Origin of the sequence: Lactococcus taiwanensis, assembly GCF_014905395.1 — a bacterium.
Classification (GTDB): domain Bacteria; phylum Bacillota; class Bacilli; order Lactobacillales; family Streptococcaceae; genus Lactococcus; species Lactococcus taiwanensis.
In genome coordinates, this window is record NZ_BNDT01000004.1 from 120010 (window position 1) to 134773 (window position 14764).

8 protein-coding genes are annotated in these 14764 nt (G+C 40.9%); 2 read left to right on the forward strand and 6 right to left on the reverse strand.

Annotation, left to right across the window (positions count from 1 at the left end; translation table 11 throughout):
- Positions 1 to 83: 83 nt before the first annotated feature.
- The 4 genes from rpoC to JKP71_RS06245 form a co-directional block, all read right to left on the reverse strand.
- Positions 84 to 3707 (reverse strand): DNA-directed RNA polymerase subunit beta', encoded by a 3624-nt coding sequence (gene rpoC, locus JKP71_RS06230; protein WP_200407414.1) that lies wholly within the window; start codon positions 3705 to 3707, stop codon positions 84 to 86.
- Entirely contained in the window at positions 3691 to 3894 is a 204-nt protein-coding gene (locus JKP71_RS06235) for a hypothetical protein (protein ID WP_200407415.1), read from the reverse strand. Before JKP71_RS06235 ends, rpoC begins: the two co-directional genes overlap by 17 nt.
- Positions 3884 to 7474 carry a DNA-directed RNA polymerase subunit beta gene (rpoB, locus tag JKP71_RS06240; protein WP_075525248.1) on the reverse strand — a complete coding sequence of 1197 codons (3591 nt, stop codon included), beginning with the start codon at positions 7472 to 7474 and terminating at the stop codon, positions 3884 to 3886. Before rpoB ends, JKP71_RS06235 begins: the two co-directional genes overlap by 11 nt.
- Positions 7475 to 7767: 293 nt before the next feature.
- Entirely contained in the window at positions 7768 to 8370 is a 603-nt protein-coding gene (locus tag JKP71_RS06245; RefSeq protein WP_200407416.1) for a GAF domain-containing protein, read from the reverse strand.
- Between the two features lie 237 nt (positions 8371 to 8607).
- Between JKP71_RS06245 and JKP71_RS06250 the strand changes: the two genes are divergently transcribed.
- Entirely contained in the window at positions 8608 to 9270 is a 663-nt protein-coding gene (locus tag JKP71_RS06250) for a helix-turn-helix domain-containing protein (RefSeq protein WP_075525249.1), read from the forward strand.
- Positions 9271 to 9341: 71 nt separating this feature from the next.
- On the opposite strand, the gene pepO is transcribed toward JKP71_RS06250, so the two are convergent.
- Together pepO and JKP71_RS06260 are read right to left on the reverse strand one after the other, a co-directional pair.
- Positions 9342 to 11225, reverse strand: a complete 1884-nt coding sequence (gene pepO / locus JKP71_RS06255; protein WP_200407417.1) for an endopeptidase PepO — start codon at positions 11223 to 11225, stop codon at positions 9342 to 9344.
- 123 nt (positions 11226 to 11348) lie between these two features.
- Entirely contained in the window at positions 11349 to 13022 is a 1674-nt protein-coding gene (locus tag JKP71_RS06260) for a putative polysaccharide biosynthesis protein (protein WP_200407418.1), read from the reverse strand.
- Between the two features lie 229 nt (positions 13023 to 13251).
- Here JKP71_RS06260 and JKP71_RS06265 point away from each other — a divergent pair, with 229 nt between their 5' ends.
- Positions 13252 to 14703, forward strand: a complete 1452-nt coding sequence (locus JKP71_RS06265; protein WP_200407419.1) for a UDP-N-acetylmuramoyl-L-alanyl-D-glutamate--L-lysine ligase — start codon at positions 13252 to 13254, stop codon at positions 14701 to 14703.
- The last annotated feature ends 61 nt before the right edge of the window (positions 14704 to 14764 follow it).

Genomic DNA, 14764 nt, shown 5'->3' on the forward strand with positions numbered 1-14764 from the left:
AAAATCATTACTGACTCACCTAATTCATAAAAAAAAGTTACTGACAGCTCTGTCAGTAACTTTTTTATTTGTAAATGGAAATATTAGCTTTCCACAGTTTCTGTTTCAACCTCTTTAACTTCAGGTGCATTTGATAAATCAGCCAAAGGTTCAATGTTACGGTAACGGAACATACCGGTACCAGCAGGAATAATCTTACCGATGATAACATTTTCCTTCAAACCAAGCAAGTGATCTTCTTTACCACGAATTGCAGCATCAGTAAGGACACGAGTTGTTTCTTGGAATGATGCAGCTGACAAGAATGAATTGGTTTCAAGAGAGGCTTTAGTAATCCCCATCAAGACTGGACGTCCTGTTGCAGGCATTTCACCTTTCAAGAGTGCTTCTTCATTTGCTTTTTCGAAATCTGAAATATCCATCAAAGTACCTGGCAAGATATCAACTGAACCATTATCCATGATACGAACTTTACGAAGCATTTGACGAACCATCACTTCGATGTGCTTATCTCCGATTTCAACCCCTTGTGAACGGTAAGTTTTTTGAACTTCACCGAGTAAGTAAGTTTCAACTGATAAAGCATCACGAACTTGAAGCAAGTGTTTAGGTTCGATAGAACCTTGAATCAAAGGTGCACCACGGTGAATGAATTCACCTTCTTCAACCATCAAGACATCAGCCATACCTACAGTGTAGCTACGAGTGTCTGTTTTACCTTTAACAGTAATTTCACGAGTACGTGTAGCAGGATCTTCAATGATTGATTCAACTGTACCAGTTACTTCAGTGATGATTGCTTCCCCTTTAGGGTTACGTGCTTCAAAGATTTCTTGAACACGAGGCAAACCTTGAGTGATATCTGAACTTGACGCAACACCACCCGTGTGGAATGTACGCATTGTCAACTGAGTACCAGGTTCACCGATTGATTGAGCAGCGATGGTACCAACAGCTTCACCAACTTCAACCGCATCCCCAGTAGCCAAGTTGATACCGTAACAGTGTTTACATACACCATGTGGCGTTTTACATGTAAATACTGAGCGGATGGTTACTTCTTTAACACCAGCATCAACGATTTGACGTGCTACATCTTCGGAAATCAAGGTATCATCAGCGATAATCATTTCACCAGTTTCTGGATGGAAGACTGATTTACGGGTATAACGACCAACCAAGCGTTCAAACAAAGGTTCAACCATTTCTTTACCAGTAGCGATGTCTGAAATCACAAGTCCACGGTCAGTTCCACAGTCGTCTTCACGAATGATAACATCTTGGGCAACGTCAACCAAACGACGAGTAAGATAACCAGAGTCGGCTGTCTTAAGGGCCGTATCGGTCATCCCCTTACGAGCACCGTGAGTTGAGAAGAACATTTCCAAGACAGAAAGCCCTTCACGGAAGTTGGAGATGATAGGCAATTCCATAATTTTACCATTAGGAGCAGCCATCAAACCACGCATACCAGCAAGTTGAGAGAAGTTAGAGATGTTACCACGGGCTCCAGAGTCCATCATCATAACGATTGGGTTAGTCAAATCTTGTTCTTCAATCAGACGTTTTTCAAGTGACTCTTTAGCATCACGCCAAACACCGGTCACTGCGTTATAACGTTCATCATCAGTAATCAAACCACGACGGAATTGTTTCGTGATTTGTTCCACACGTTTGTGTGCAGCATCGATGATTTCATGTTTATCTTCAACAACAGGGATATCGGCGATACCCACAGTCAAACCAGCCAAAGTAGATTGGTGGTAGCCAAGGTCTTTCAAGCGGTCAAGGTACTCAGACGTTGCTGTCGTACGGTAACGTTTGAAGACTTCAGCGATGATATTTCCAAGATATCCTTTTTTGAATGGACGAACAGTATCAAGATTAGCCAAGACTTCTTGGATATCTTGTCCTGGTTCCATAAAGAACCGGTCATCTGTTTTACCTGTCAAGTTGATGTCAGTAGGTTCATTAAGGTAAGGCATTCCTTCTGGAATGATTGAATTAAAGATCACTTTACCAACTGTTGTAATCAAGATTTTATCTTGATGTTCAGGCGTCCAAGGTTTGTTGATAGATTTAGTAGCAATACCAATACGTGTATGTAAATGTACATAACCATTGCGCATTGCAATCTCAACTTCTTCAGGAGTTGAGAAAATCATTCCTTCACCCTCACGACCTTTTTCTTCCATCGTAAGGTAGTAGTTACCAAGGACCATATCTTGAGATGGTGTAACGACTGGTTTACCATCTTTAGGGTTCAAGATATGTTCAGCAGCAAGCATCAAAAGACGTGCTTCAGCTTGAGCTTCTTCAGACAATGGCAAGTGAATCGCCATTTGGTCACCGTCAAAGTCGGCGTTGTAGGCTTCACAAGCAAGTGGGTGAAGACGCATCGCTTTACCATCAATCAAGACTGGCTCAAACGCTTGAATACCCAAACGGTGAAGCGTAGGTGCGCGGTTAAGGAGAACAGGGTGTTCTTTAACAACTTCTTCAAGTACATCCCAAACATCTGAATCTTGACGTTCCACTTTACGTTTAGCCGCACGAATGTTCGCAGCCAACTCACGTTTCACGAGTTCAGACATGACGAATGGCTTGAACAATTCAATCGCCATTTCACGTGGTACACCGCATTGGTACATCTTCAAAGTAGGACCAACAGCGATAACCGAACGTCCAGAATAGTCAACCCGTTTACCAAGCAAGTTTTGACGGAAACGTCCTTGTTTCCCTTTCAACATATGTGAAAGAGACTTCAATGGACGGTTACCGGCACCAGTGATTGGACGACCACGACGACCATTGTCAATCAAAGTATCCACGGCTTCTTGCAGCATCCGTTTTTCATTTTGAACGATAATATTTGGTGCGTTAAGCTCCATCAATCGTTTCAAACGGTTGTTACGGTTAATAACACGACGATACAAGTCATTCAAGTCAGATGTGGCAAAACGTCCACCATCCAACTGTACCATTGGACGTAAATCTGGTGGAATGACTGGCAATACGTTCAAGACCATCCAAGAAAGGGAATTCCCTGACTTTTTGAAGGCTGTCAAAACATCTAAACGACGAATGATTTTAACACGACGTTGTCCAGTGACTGCTTTTAACTCTTCCTTAAGTTCTGATACTTCTTTATCAATATCAACATCGTTCAACAAATCTTGAATCGCTTCTGCACCCATTTTCGCAACGAATGAACCAAAACCATTTTTCAAAAGTTGTTCACGATATTCACGTTCTGTTAAGAGTTGTTTTTTCTCAAGATCTGTTTCTTTAGGATCAATGACCACATAACTTGCAAAGTAAATCACTTCTTCAAGCGCACGTGGGCTCATATCAAGCGCAAGTCCCATCCGTGACGGAATACCTTTGAAATACCAGATATGTGAAGTTGGCGCAGCCAATTCAATGTGCCCCATCCGTTCGCGACGCGCTTTTGCAGTTGTTACTTGAACTCCACAAAGTTCACAGACTTGATTCTTGTAGAAAACACCTTTGAGTTTTCCACAGGCACATTCCCAGTCTTTTTGAGGACCGAAGATACGTTCATCAAAGAGTCCTTCACGTTCAGGCTTTTGTGTACGATAGTTGATTGTTTCTGGTTTTTTAACTTCGCCAAATGACCAGTAACGAATTTTTTGTGGAGATGCGATACCAATTCGCATGCTCTCAAATTTATTTACATCGACCAATTCTTTCTCCACTTCTAATCAATTTAACACAGGATACTTTTGCACATTTTTTCACTGATAACCGATATTGACTCACTGACTGCTCTGTCAGCAGCATTAAATCTTCGTCAGTTGTTTCAGCAAAAATATTTTTCAAAAGTTTTATTTTTCTATTACTGACAGCTCTGTCAGTAATATTATTCTTCATTTCCAGCGTTAATCAGAGCTTCTTCTTCAGCTTCTGCTTGGGCAACAATTGCTTCCTGTGCTTCAAGCATTTCAGGAGTAATTTCTGTATTGTCTGGACGCGTCATGACTTCATCTTCGTCCAACTCACGTAAGTCAAGAACATTGCTATCTGCATCGAGCACTTTCATATCAAGACCCAATGATTGCAATTCTTTAACTAATACACGGAATGATTCAGGAAGACCTGGTTTAGGAATACGTTCACCTTTAACGATTGCTTCATAAGCACGTGTACGTCCAATCACGTCATCTGACTTGTATGTCAAGATTTCTTGAAGGACATTGGCCGCACCATAAGCTTCCAGTGCCCAAACTTCCATTTCCCCGAAACGTTGTCCACCGAACTGTGCTTTACCACCGAGCGGTTGTTGTGTAACGAGTGAGTAAGGACCTACTGAACGAGCATGGAGTTTATCATCAACCATGTGGTGAAGTTTAATCATGTACATGACACCGACTGAAATTCGGTTATCAAATGGTTCACCAGTACGACCATCATAAAGGACAGTCTTAGCATCAGCAGCCATACCAGCTTCTTTAACGGTATCCCAGATATCTTCATCAGATGCTCCATCAAAGACTGGTGTCGCGATGTGGATACCTAAAGTACGAGCCGCCATCCCTAAATGAAGCTCCATAACTTGTCCGATATTCATCCGTGATGGCACCCCAAGTGGGTTCAACATGATATCAATAGGTGTTCCATCTGGTAAGTAAGGCATATCTTCCACAGGCACAATGTTTGAAACAACCCCTTTGTTACCATGGCGTCCGGCCATTTTATCCCCAACGTGAATCTTACGTTTTTGAGCGATAAAGACACGAACCAATTTATTCACACCTGAAGGTAATTCATCACCATTTTCGCGTGTAAACACACGAACGTCATGAACAATACCGCCACCTCCGTGAGGTACCCGAAGGGATGTATCACGCACTTCACGAGCTTTTTCACCGAAGATTGCACGAAGCAAACGTTCTTCTGGTGTTGGATCAGTTTCACCTTTAGGAGTTACTTTACCAACAAGCAAGTCACCGTCTTTCACTTCGGCACCAATACGGATAATACCCGCTTCGTCAAGGTTTTTGAGTGCTTCATCCCCAACGTTTGGAATTTCACGCGTAATTTCTTCAGGGCCAAGTTTTGTATCGCGTGTTTCTGATTCATATTCTTCGATAGCAATAGAGGTATAAACGTCGTCTTTAATCAAACGTTCTGACATGATTACCGCATCCTCGAAGTTGTAACCTTCCCAAGTCATATAAGCAACAAGTGGATTTTGACCAAGGGCCATTTCCCCATTTTCCATTGAAGGACCATCAGCAATGATGTCTCCTTTTTCAACTTTTTCTCCAAGTTGAGCCAATGGACGTTGATTATAAGAAGTTCCTGAGTTTGAACGACGATATTTAGTGATGTGGTAAATATCCAGCTCACCAGAAGTACGACGAACGCGAATTTCATTTCCGTCTACATATTCGACTACTCCGTCATGTTTAGCAAGCAAAGCTGCACCAGAGTCACGGGCAGTTTGATGTTCCATCCCAGTACCAATCCAAGGAGCATGTGGGTCAATCAGTGGCACTGCTTGACGTTGCATGTTGGCTCCCATGAGGGCACGGTTGGAGTCATCGTTTTCCAAGAATGGAATACATGCAGCAGCAACGGCGATAACCTGTTTAGGTGAAACGTCCATATAGTCTGCTGTTGAAGCTTCAACTTCAATATTGTTACCCGTATGACGAGCCATAACTGTTTCATTAGCAAAGCGGCTATCTTCCGTCAATGGTGAGTTGGCTTGGGCAACAGTATAGTTGTCTTCTTCATCGGCAGTCAAATATTCAACTTCGTCAGTAACAATACCATTTACACGGTCAACACGACGATATGGTGACATAATGAAACCATATTCGTTTACTTTGGCGTATGATGACAAGTTGTTAATCAAACCGATGTTTGGTCCTTCAGGTGTTTCAATAGGACACATACGGCCATAGTGAGTATAGTGAACGTCACGTACTTCATATGAAGCACGGTCACGTGAGATACCCCCAGGTCCTAAGGCAGAAAAACGACGTTTGTGTGAAAGCTCAGACAAAGGATTGTGTTGGTCCATGAACTGTGAAAGTTGTGAAGAACCAAAGAATTCTTTGATTGAAGCTGTTACAGGACGAATGTTAATCAAACCTTGTGGTGTGATATTTTCATTTTCTGAAGATGACATCCGTTCGCGAATGACACGCTCCATACGTGAAAGTCCGATACGTACTTGGTTTTGGAGTAATTCACCTACTGAACGGATACGACGGTTACCTAAGTGGTCAATATCGTCCACTTTACCAATACCTTCAGCAAGACCCAGCCAATAACTAATATTCGCAATTACATCTGCTGGTGTCAAAACACGGCACTCAGCGTCTGGTGTACCATTTGACAATAATGTAACCACACGTTCTGGATCTTTAGGTGAGTAAACTTTGATGCTTTGCAAAGTGATAGGTTCTGGAATAACAGCATCATCAGAAGGTTCAACTACAAAGTTTCCAAGACCGTTATCAAGCAATGGTTCAATCAAATCAAGCACATCACGAGTAACAAGCGTATCAGTATTTACAAGAATTTCACCAGTCTCTGGATCAACAATTGGTTCAGCCAAAGTCAAGCCAAGCAAACGATTTTTAAGTGCTAATTTCTTGTTAAATTTATAACGTCCAACAGGGGCAAAATCATAACGTTTTGGATCAAAGAAACGCGCAACAAGCAAACCACGTGAACTATCCGCTGTTTTTGGTTCCCCTGGGCGCAAGCGGTCATAAATGTCTTTGAGTGCTTCTTCTACACGAGTATCCGCTGGATTTTTATGCACATCTTTGCCCAAAGTATCCGTCAAGAGTTGAGTTTCACCCAACAATTCAAGAATTTCTTCATCTGAGCCAAAACCAAGCGCACGCAACATTGTTGTAAAGGTTAATTTACGTGTGCGGTCAATACGAACATAACCAATGCCTTTGGCATCAGTGTCTAACTCAAACCATGCCCCACGGTTAGGAATAGTGGTATGACCGAAGCTTTCCAGACCATTTTTATCCGTTTTGAGGTGGAAATAAGAACCTGGGCTACGTACCAATTGGCTGACGATCAAACGTTCTGAACCATTGTTGATAAATGTACCCATTTCAGTCATGAGTGGGAAGTCCCCAAAGAAGACTTCTTGTGTTTTCAGCTCGCCCGTTTCTTTATTCACCAGACGGAAGGTTACATAGATAGGTGCTGAATAGTTTGCATCATGAGCGCGAGCTTCTTCAACAGTGTATTTAGGTGTCTTCATTTCATAACCGACAAATTCAAGCTCCATAGTGCCTGCGAAGTTGTCGATTGGGAACATTTCTTTAAAGACATTTGCTAGACCTTCATCGAGAAAGTTCTTATAACTTAATGTTTGAACTTCGATAAGGTTTGGCAAACCGATTACTTCTTTAATACGTGAAAAGCTGCGTCTTGTACGGTGTTTACCGTATTTTACGTCATGTCCTGCCAAGTGTTTTCTCCTCTATTTTTTAGATTAGATTAAAAAAGTCTGTGTTTTTGGTGAATTTATGATGAAAAACACTGAAAAGTCTGTAGTTTGTCTTTTTCATAACTTTCGTATTTTTCACTGTAAAAGACGCCAAAAAAGCAACGAAAACATCATGTGTTCCGTTGCTTACAAAGCCTATGGGGACAAGAGATCCCACAGATTTTGCTGACAAACCATTATTTCTATTATACCTTATTCTTCGAGTTTTGGCAAGAGAAATTTAGGGGAGAAAAAGGAGTCAGCTCTCTAAAAATTTATAAATCTATTTTCTCGATAATAGTTTTGAAGGATTCCAGTTCTGGACGTGAAAGTGTTTGGATCAATGCTTGAAATGTGCTATTTCGCCGCTTTTCTTCAAGGGCATCGAGCATCATATAGGACAATTGATTTCCGATAAATGTCGCAAAAATATCCAAAAGAATCATTTGTTCTTCATTTAAGGGTTTAGAGCTTAAGACAAATAATGTCCCTAAACGTAAATCACTTCCTTCGATAGGTATAGAAGTTAGCAAATGCTCTGAGAAGTTAGAAAGGAGTTCTTTTACTAAAGCTAATGATGAATCTTGGAGCGCAACATTTGCTTGGCTCTGGTATTGTGAAAGAATCTGCTCAGAAACCTCTTCTGAAAGTTTCTGATGTGTAAAAAAATTTTTAAGGGTAAGATTGCTTGTCAAATCTTCACTGAAATAGCCATAGCCTAGACAGCTTCTCTTGGTATCAACCATAAATAGTTCACCAGAAATGATGCGCGCTACCTGCTCAAACATTTTTTGATACGGAAGTTGTTCGGAGAAATCAACTGATGTCTTTCTTAAGATGGCATTCAATTGTTTTGTCTTTTTGATGATTTTTTCCACATTTTCTCCTTTTTTATTGTATTGTTTAAAACACTATCGTAATTTTTCAATTACCTTTATCCTATCACATGACCTTTCACGTGTCAAATGTCATATACTATTGGGAAAAATTAAGTTTTTATCCAAAATATTTCTAGATGACGTTAGTTTTTCCTTTTATATCATAAACACATGTGATATAATATAAAGATTACAAATATATTAAAGATGACGTATTTATACGCCGAGAGGTGAGCCTTGTTATTTTATGATCGTTTAAAAAATCTAGTTATTGATGCTCAAAAATCTTTCAACCAGGTCGAAAGAGAGTTGGGCTATCCAAGAAATGCACTTGCCAACTATCGTTTAGGCAAGGAACCTAGTGCAAAGCGTTTAGCAGAGATTGCAGATTACTTCGGTGTCACCACCGAGTATTTGATGGGCAAAGGGGAAGATTACAACTTAAAGAAAGCTGAACTTTTATTTGATTACTTAAGTACTGAGAAAAAGCAAGTTTTGCTTGATTATGTCCAACAACGTATTGATGACTTGAAAAGGCAAGAAAAGAATTACACGCCTTTAAAGGTTCAACAATATGTTTATTGCGGTAATCAAACCTGGACTTTACGCACAAGCGATGCTGCTTTAGATGTTTTATCTGAACAGCTTCCAGAAGACTATGATATAGTATTTGAGCTGCTTAAAGAAGAACACGAGCACTCAAATTCTTTTGCACAAGGTAAGCTTGTTTTTATCAAGTACACTACTTCCATCCCTAAAGAAACCATCTATTCTTTTGTGGTCGAGAATCATCAAGTCGCAAAAGTACTAACTAAGGATGAGGGAGGCTATACGCTAAAAGAGTACGATCTCACTGAAGAAGAATTTTATGGAAAAGTGGTTAAGATTACTGACCATTAGTACCTCTACTTCTAAATAAAAAGAGCGGTTCATAATAAACCACTCTTTTTATTTTTACCGTTCCCTATTACTTACCAAATCTTTAATCGTTGGCTTGGTTTACGATACATTTTATCATTAGGCTGAATATCAAAAGCCTCATAAAACTCTTCTAGATTAGTAGGAGGGATATTTGCACGGAGTTTCGCAGGGGCGTGTACGTCCATTGAAAGAAGCATTTGCTGAAACTCGGTGCTGGCTTTCATGCGCCAAATTTTTGCCCATTGGCTAAAGAAAGCTTGCAAATCAACATCTTTTTCTCGTTTAGCAGCAGTTAGAGCCGCTGTGATGCCCCCTTGATCGGCAATATTTTCAGAGACAATGAGTTTACCGTTAGCGGGACCAGCATCGGTTTCTACGCCATCAAATAGGGCAATCATTTCTTGTTGTTTTTCTTCAAAGGCTTTGTAATCTTCATCACGCCACCATTTATTAAGATTTCCATATTGGTCAAATTGCGCACCATTATTATCAAAGGCATGAGAAATCTCATGGGCAATCACAGCACCAATTCCTCCATAGTTTTGAGAAGCAGATTGATTCAAATCATAGAAAGGAGCCTGAAGAATCGCTGCTGGAAAAACAATTGTATTGCTATCTGGGCTATAGTAAGCATTGACCATATGCGCAGGCATGTGCCATGTCGTTTTATCTACATCCTCATTGAATTTTTCATACAAACGAGCAGTTAAGACTTCATCAAAGTATACGGCGTCTTCATATAATGTCCCTTCACCCACTTTGAGTTTTCGGTAAACTTCTGGTAGATGATCAGGATAACCGATAAAGGGGGTAATGGCATCGAGTTTTTCAATGGCTTTTGCTGCTGTTTCCTGACTGAGCCAGTCATTGTTACGCAAACGTTCCTGATAGACTTTGATCATCGCAAAAACCATATGCTCTACATCTGCTTTTGCTGCTGCACCAAAATATTTTTCCCCATAAAAACGACCAATAACTTGACTAAAGTATGTTTCTGTGAGATCTAACTGATGTTTTTCTTGACTGCGAGCTTCTTGAACATTTGATAGAAGGCGACTATAGGCACCTCCAAGTACACGTAGCTCTTCGGTAAGAAAGGAGGTTGCACGACGTGCAGCTTTGGTAAGCATCCAAGCTTTAATTAAAGCCCAATTCTCTTCGTTCACTAACTGATTAAAAGTTTCATAAAAACGGTCTTCGTAAACGATAATCTTTTGTGGCTCGGCTTGAACAAGTTCTTTAATAAAACCTTTAAATTCGATCGTGTTGATGTGGCTGACGAACGCGTCAGTAGCCACAGGGTGGTATAATTCTGCATATTTGGCCCATTCTTCAGATGTATTTGCTGATGGGACCAAAAGTGCATCAAATTTCACTGCGTCAGCAGCAATTTGCTCTGCTTCCTCTACTCCGAAGACCTTTAAGATTTCTGCTGAGTTTTTAGCCCAGAAATCCAAGAGTTCACTGCGGCGTGGATGCTCTTTTGCATAATAGGTCGTATCTGGCAAAATCAACCCAGGGCTTGAAAAACCTAAGGCATAATGGACGGCGTCTTTCATATCAGGCTCAACACCAAAAGCAAAGGGCAAGGGAGCTTGTGAATGAAAGACGAGGTTGATCAGTTGTTCTTGGAAATCCTCAAAGTTTGATAAATTTTGTATCTTAGCCAACTCGGCTTTGACTGCTGTAAAGTCCGCCTGCTCACGTGCTGCCCAATCTCCTGCTTTATTATAAAACTTGATTGCTTCACGTAATTCAGCATTATCTGTCGGTAAGTTTGCTGACAGCTCCGTCAAATCTGCTGCAAGATTTTTTTCATTTTTTAAAACGAGTTCATCAAAAGCAGAAATCCGCGGTTTATCCGATGGGATTTTAGCGTTTTCTAGCCATTCAGCATTTACTGCAGCAAAGAGATCATCTTGAATTCTTACCATATCATTCCTCCAGAATTTTTTATTTTCTACATTATAACACAGTCTGGTAATTTTGGTTATACAAATTTAATAGAAAATTCAGAAAAAAAGTACTGATCAGCTGGTCAGTACTTTTCAGATATTTTAGATGTGTAATTTCTTTCGGAGTGTCAGGCCTCTGGGACCAAACCATTTTTCTAAAAGGCCGAGCTGTGCAGCAAACCAAAGATAAGTGTAGAATCCTGCTCCCCCAGCAATCAAGGTAATAATTGCTGAGCCGGTGCGACCTGGGGTCTTTCCAAAAATCAAGCCCAAAATAACTTCTACAAGGATGACCACTACACTCATGAAAAGTGTTAATAAAGCCGCACCTTGTATACCTCGTACTGTGTTTTTAATTGAAAAATGAGTGATTTCATGGAGTTTTCTAATGAAGAGGATAACTCCTACCAAGAATGAAATTGTTGTCGCAAGAAGCGGACCGTAACTATGGAAGAGCAAAATCATTGGGGTCTGCAAGACAACTTTCACAATCAAAGTAATTGTAAAGAAGCGCATCGCTAGACGTTTATGATCCATCACTGTTAGTGGTGGATAGACAAGCATATACAGCCCTAACAAGAAGCTTTGCAAGATAGCAAAGACAAATAGATGTGATTGCAAACTAGAAGGGACCTGATAAAAAAGTGTATAGATAGGCTTTGTCAGTAAGGCCATCCCAATAACAGCTGGCAACATAAAGCCCACATAAAGTTGAAAATTATAGCCAATCAACGTCGCCAGCTCACGCCGGTTCCCCTTTACATAGTGCTCAGTGATAAGGGGATCAGATACAGACCCTAAGGTTAAAGCCACACCCAACAAAACCATCGTCAACTTATCGGTGTTGGCAGAAAAATAACTCATTAGCGCCAGTAATTCGTTATGGCTATAGTCTGTGACCCAAGGCATCATGTTCATGAAGGTTGAGTTATCAATAATCTTAAATATTTGAATGGCTGATCCTATGACGATGAAAGGAATCGCTGTATGCATCGTCGTTTTCAATATCTCTAAGGCATTAATTTTCGATTTGGCAGGGCCTGGGTGCAGGAGTTCCTTCATATTACCAGATTTGTAAAGGTAAAAGAATAAAACAGCATAAGAACCAAGCATCCCAACAAAAGCCGCAGTTGTCGACTGAGTAACGGCGTGTTGCCAGTTATGGGAGCCAAGTTTCATGATAGCAAAAGTTGCCCCAAGCATCCAGATTACACGGACCACTTGCTCAAGCAATTGACTCATGGCATAAGCTTTGACCTGATTGAGACCTTGGAAATAACCTCGAATGACCGACATCGAAGGGAATATTAAAACAGCAAGCGCAAGGCTCTTCATCACTGGAATTAAATCTGCGCTGTCCTTTCCGCCAACCAAAGTGGAGAGGGGACCAGATAGGAAAAACATTAAACCAGCAGCAACCACTCCCAATATTGCCATCACTCCTAGCATTTGTCGCACGAGACGATAAGCCATATTAGGATCTTCCAAAGTATTATAACGCGCTACCTCGCGAGCAACTGCTGCAGGAATCCCGACAGTTGAGATAAGTAAAAAGAGCGCATAGATGTTATACCCCATGCTAAAGAGAGAGTTGGCTTCGTTACCAAACTTCCCCATCCAAGCATACCATGGGATAATATAGATAACACCCAAAATCTTACCAATCATATCTGCACCTGTACGCCATGCAGTACCTGAGAGCATCTGATCTTTCGACTTTGCAGCCGTCTTACCAGGCTGTAAGCCCGGGTTCATTATTTTTTCTGAATCTTCCATTGTTCCATTTTACCCTAACTTGGCTTTTTTGACAATAATATAACGATATTTGTCCTTTAACTTTAGCACTTTATTGAATTATTCTAAAGTAAAATACCTAAGCGAGCCTAAAACAAAGATGCGGCTATTGCTGGCTTATGCTATAATAAGAGAGATAGGGCAACAGCCCTTTAACTCCTTCTCCATTAGAAAGGCATCGTGTGCGCCACGATAGAGGGCAATTTTGATCATGATTAAACTTGAACAGATTTTAGAAATCCTTAAAAAAGATAACAATTTTCGTGAAATTTCCGCAGCTGGTGAATATTATTTTAACTGGGACAAAGAGGTCGTGTTTGAACAGCTCTCCTACGATTCACGTCAAACCACAGCAGATACACTCTTCTTTGCAAAAGGCCTCAACTTTAAAAAAGAATATTTGACCAACCTATCCGCCCCTTTTTATGTTTCAGAGTTCGACTACGAAATGTCTATTCCAGCAATTATTGTGACCGACGTCAAAAGAGCAATGGCACTTATTGCTGCAGCTTTCTTTGACTATCCGCAAGAAAAGCTCAAAATCCTCGCACTGACTGGGACAAAAGGTAAAACTACCTCGGCATATTTTGGCAAGGCCATCCTTGATGAAATGAATGGTGGCAAAACAGCCCTTCTCTCTACTGCTCAAACAACGCTAGACGGTCATAATTATTTCAAATCTGAATTAACCACTCCTGAAAGTCTTGATTTGCTAGAGATGATGGCCAAGGCAGTCGAAAATGGCATGTCCCATCTCGTGATGGAAGTTTCCAGTCAAGCTTATAAAACAGAGCGTGTCTACGGTTTAACCTTTGATGTAGGTGTCTTTTTAAACATTTTCCCCGATCATATCGGACCAGTTGAGCATCCAACTTTAGAGGATTACTTCTATTGTAAACGACAACTTTTACGCAACTCCCGCTATTTTGTAGCCAATCATGAGATGAAACACTTTGGCATCATTCAAGAGGAATTGCTCGCACGGGCTATACCTCACGTTTTTTACGGTGAAGGCTCAGAAAATGTTATTACCGCCTCATCAGGCTTACATTTTGTTACTGACGGAGCTGTCAGTGGTGAATTTGATATTCGTTTACTTGGACGATTCAATCAGGAAAATGCTTTGGCAACTGCCTTAGCTACTCAAGCCCTTGGCGCTAGCCCAGCACAAATCCGACGTGGTTTACAAAACGCTATCGTTCCTGGTCGGATGGAATTGCTGACTGCCTCAAATGGCGCACATATTTATATTGATTATGCTCATAATGGTGTTTCGCTTGAAAATCTTGTCCAAGTCGTAGAGCGTCATCATACAGGGCGCCTCCTTATGGTCCTTGGTTCGACAGGAAATAAAGGCGAAAGTCGTCGTCAGGATTTTGGTCAAGTTATTGAGCATCACCCTCGGCTTGAAGTGATATTGACGACCGACGATGCCAATTATGAAGATCCCCAAAATATTGCTGACGAAATCGCAAGCCAGGTCAGTCGCAAACTAGAATTTGAGCGTGATCGGGCCCTTGCCATCGCCAAAGCGATAAAAGCAACAAAAAACAGTGATGATGCAGTCATTATTCCCGGCAAGGGAGCTGATCAGTTTCAACTCCTTAATGGTAAGCGTGAACCTTATATTGGTGATCGAAAAGCTGCTGAGCAAGCTCTATAAAGTCACTGACGGTGTGGTCAGTAAGCACAAAGCAAAAAAGAGCAACTTTCAAACACTTCTT

Bases quoted from the DNA above. Each gene is read 5' to 3' on its own strand.
- JKP71_RS06265 (WP_200407419.1), top strand. From the start codon at position 13,252: ATGATTAAACTTGAACAGATTTTAGAAATCCTTAAAAAAGATAACAAT.
- JKP71_RS06235 (WP_200407415.1), bottom strand. From the start codon at position 3,894: ATGAAGAATAATATTACTGACAGAGCTGTCAGTAATAGAAAAATAAAA.
- JKP71_RS06260 (WP_200407418.1), bottom strand. From the start codon at position 13,022: ATGGAAGATTCAGAAAAAATAATGAACCCGGGCTTACAGCCTGGTAAG.
- pepO (WP_200407417.1), bottom strand. From the start codon at position 11,225: ATGGTAAGAATTCAAGATGATCTCTTTGCTGCAGTAAATGCTGAATGG.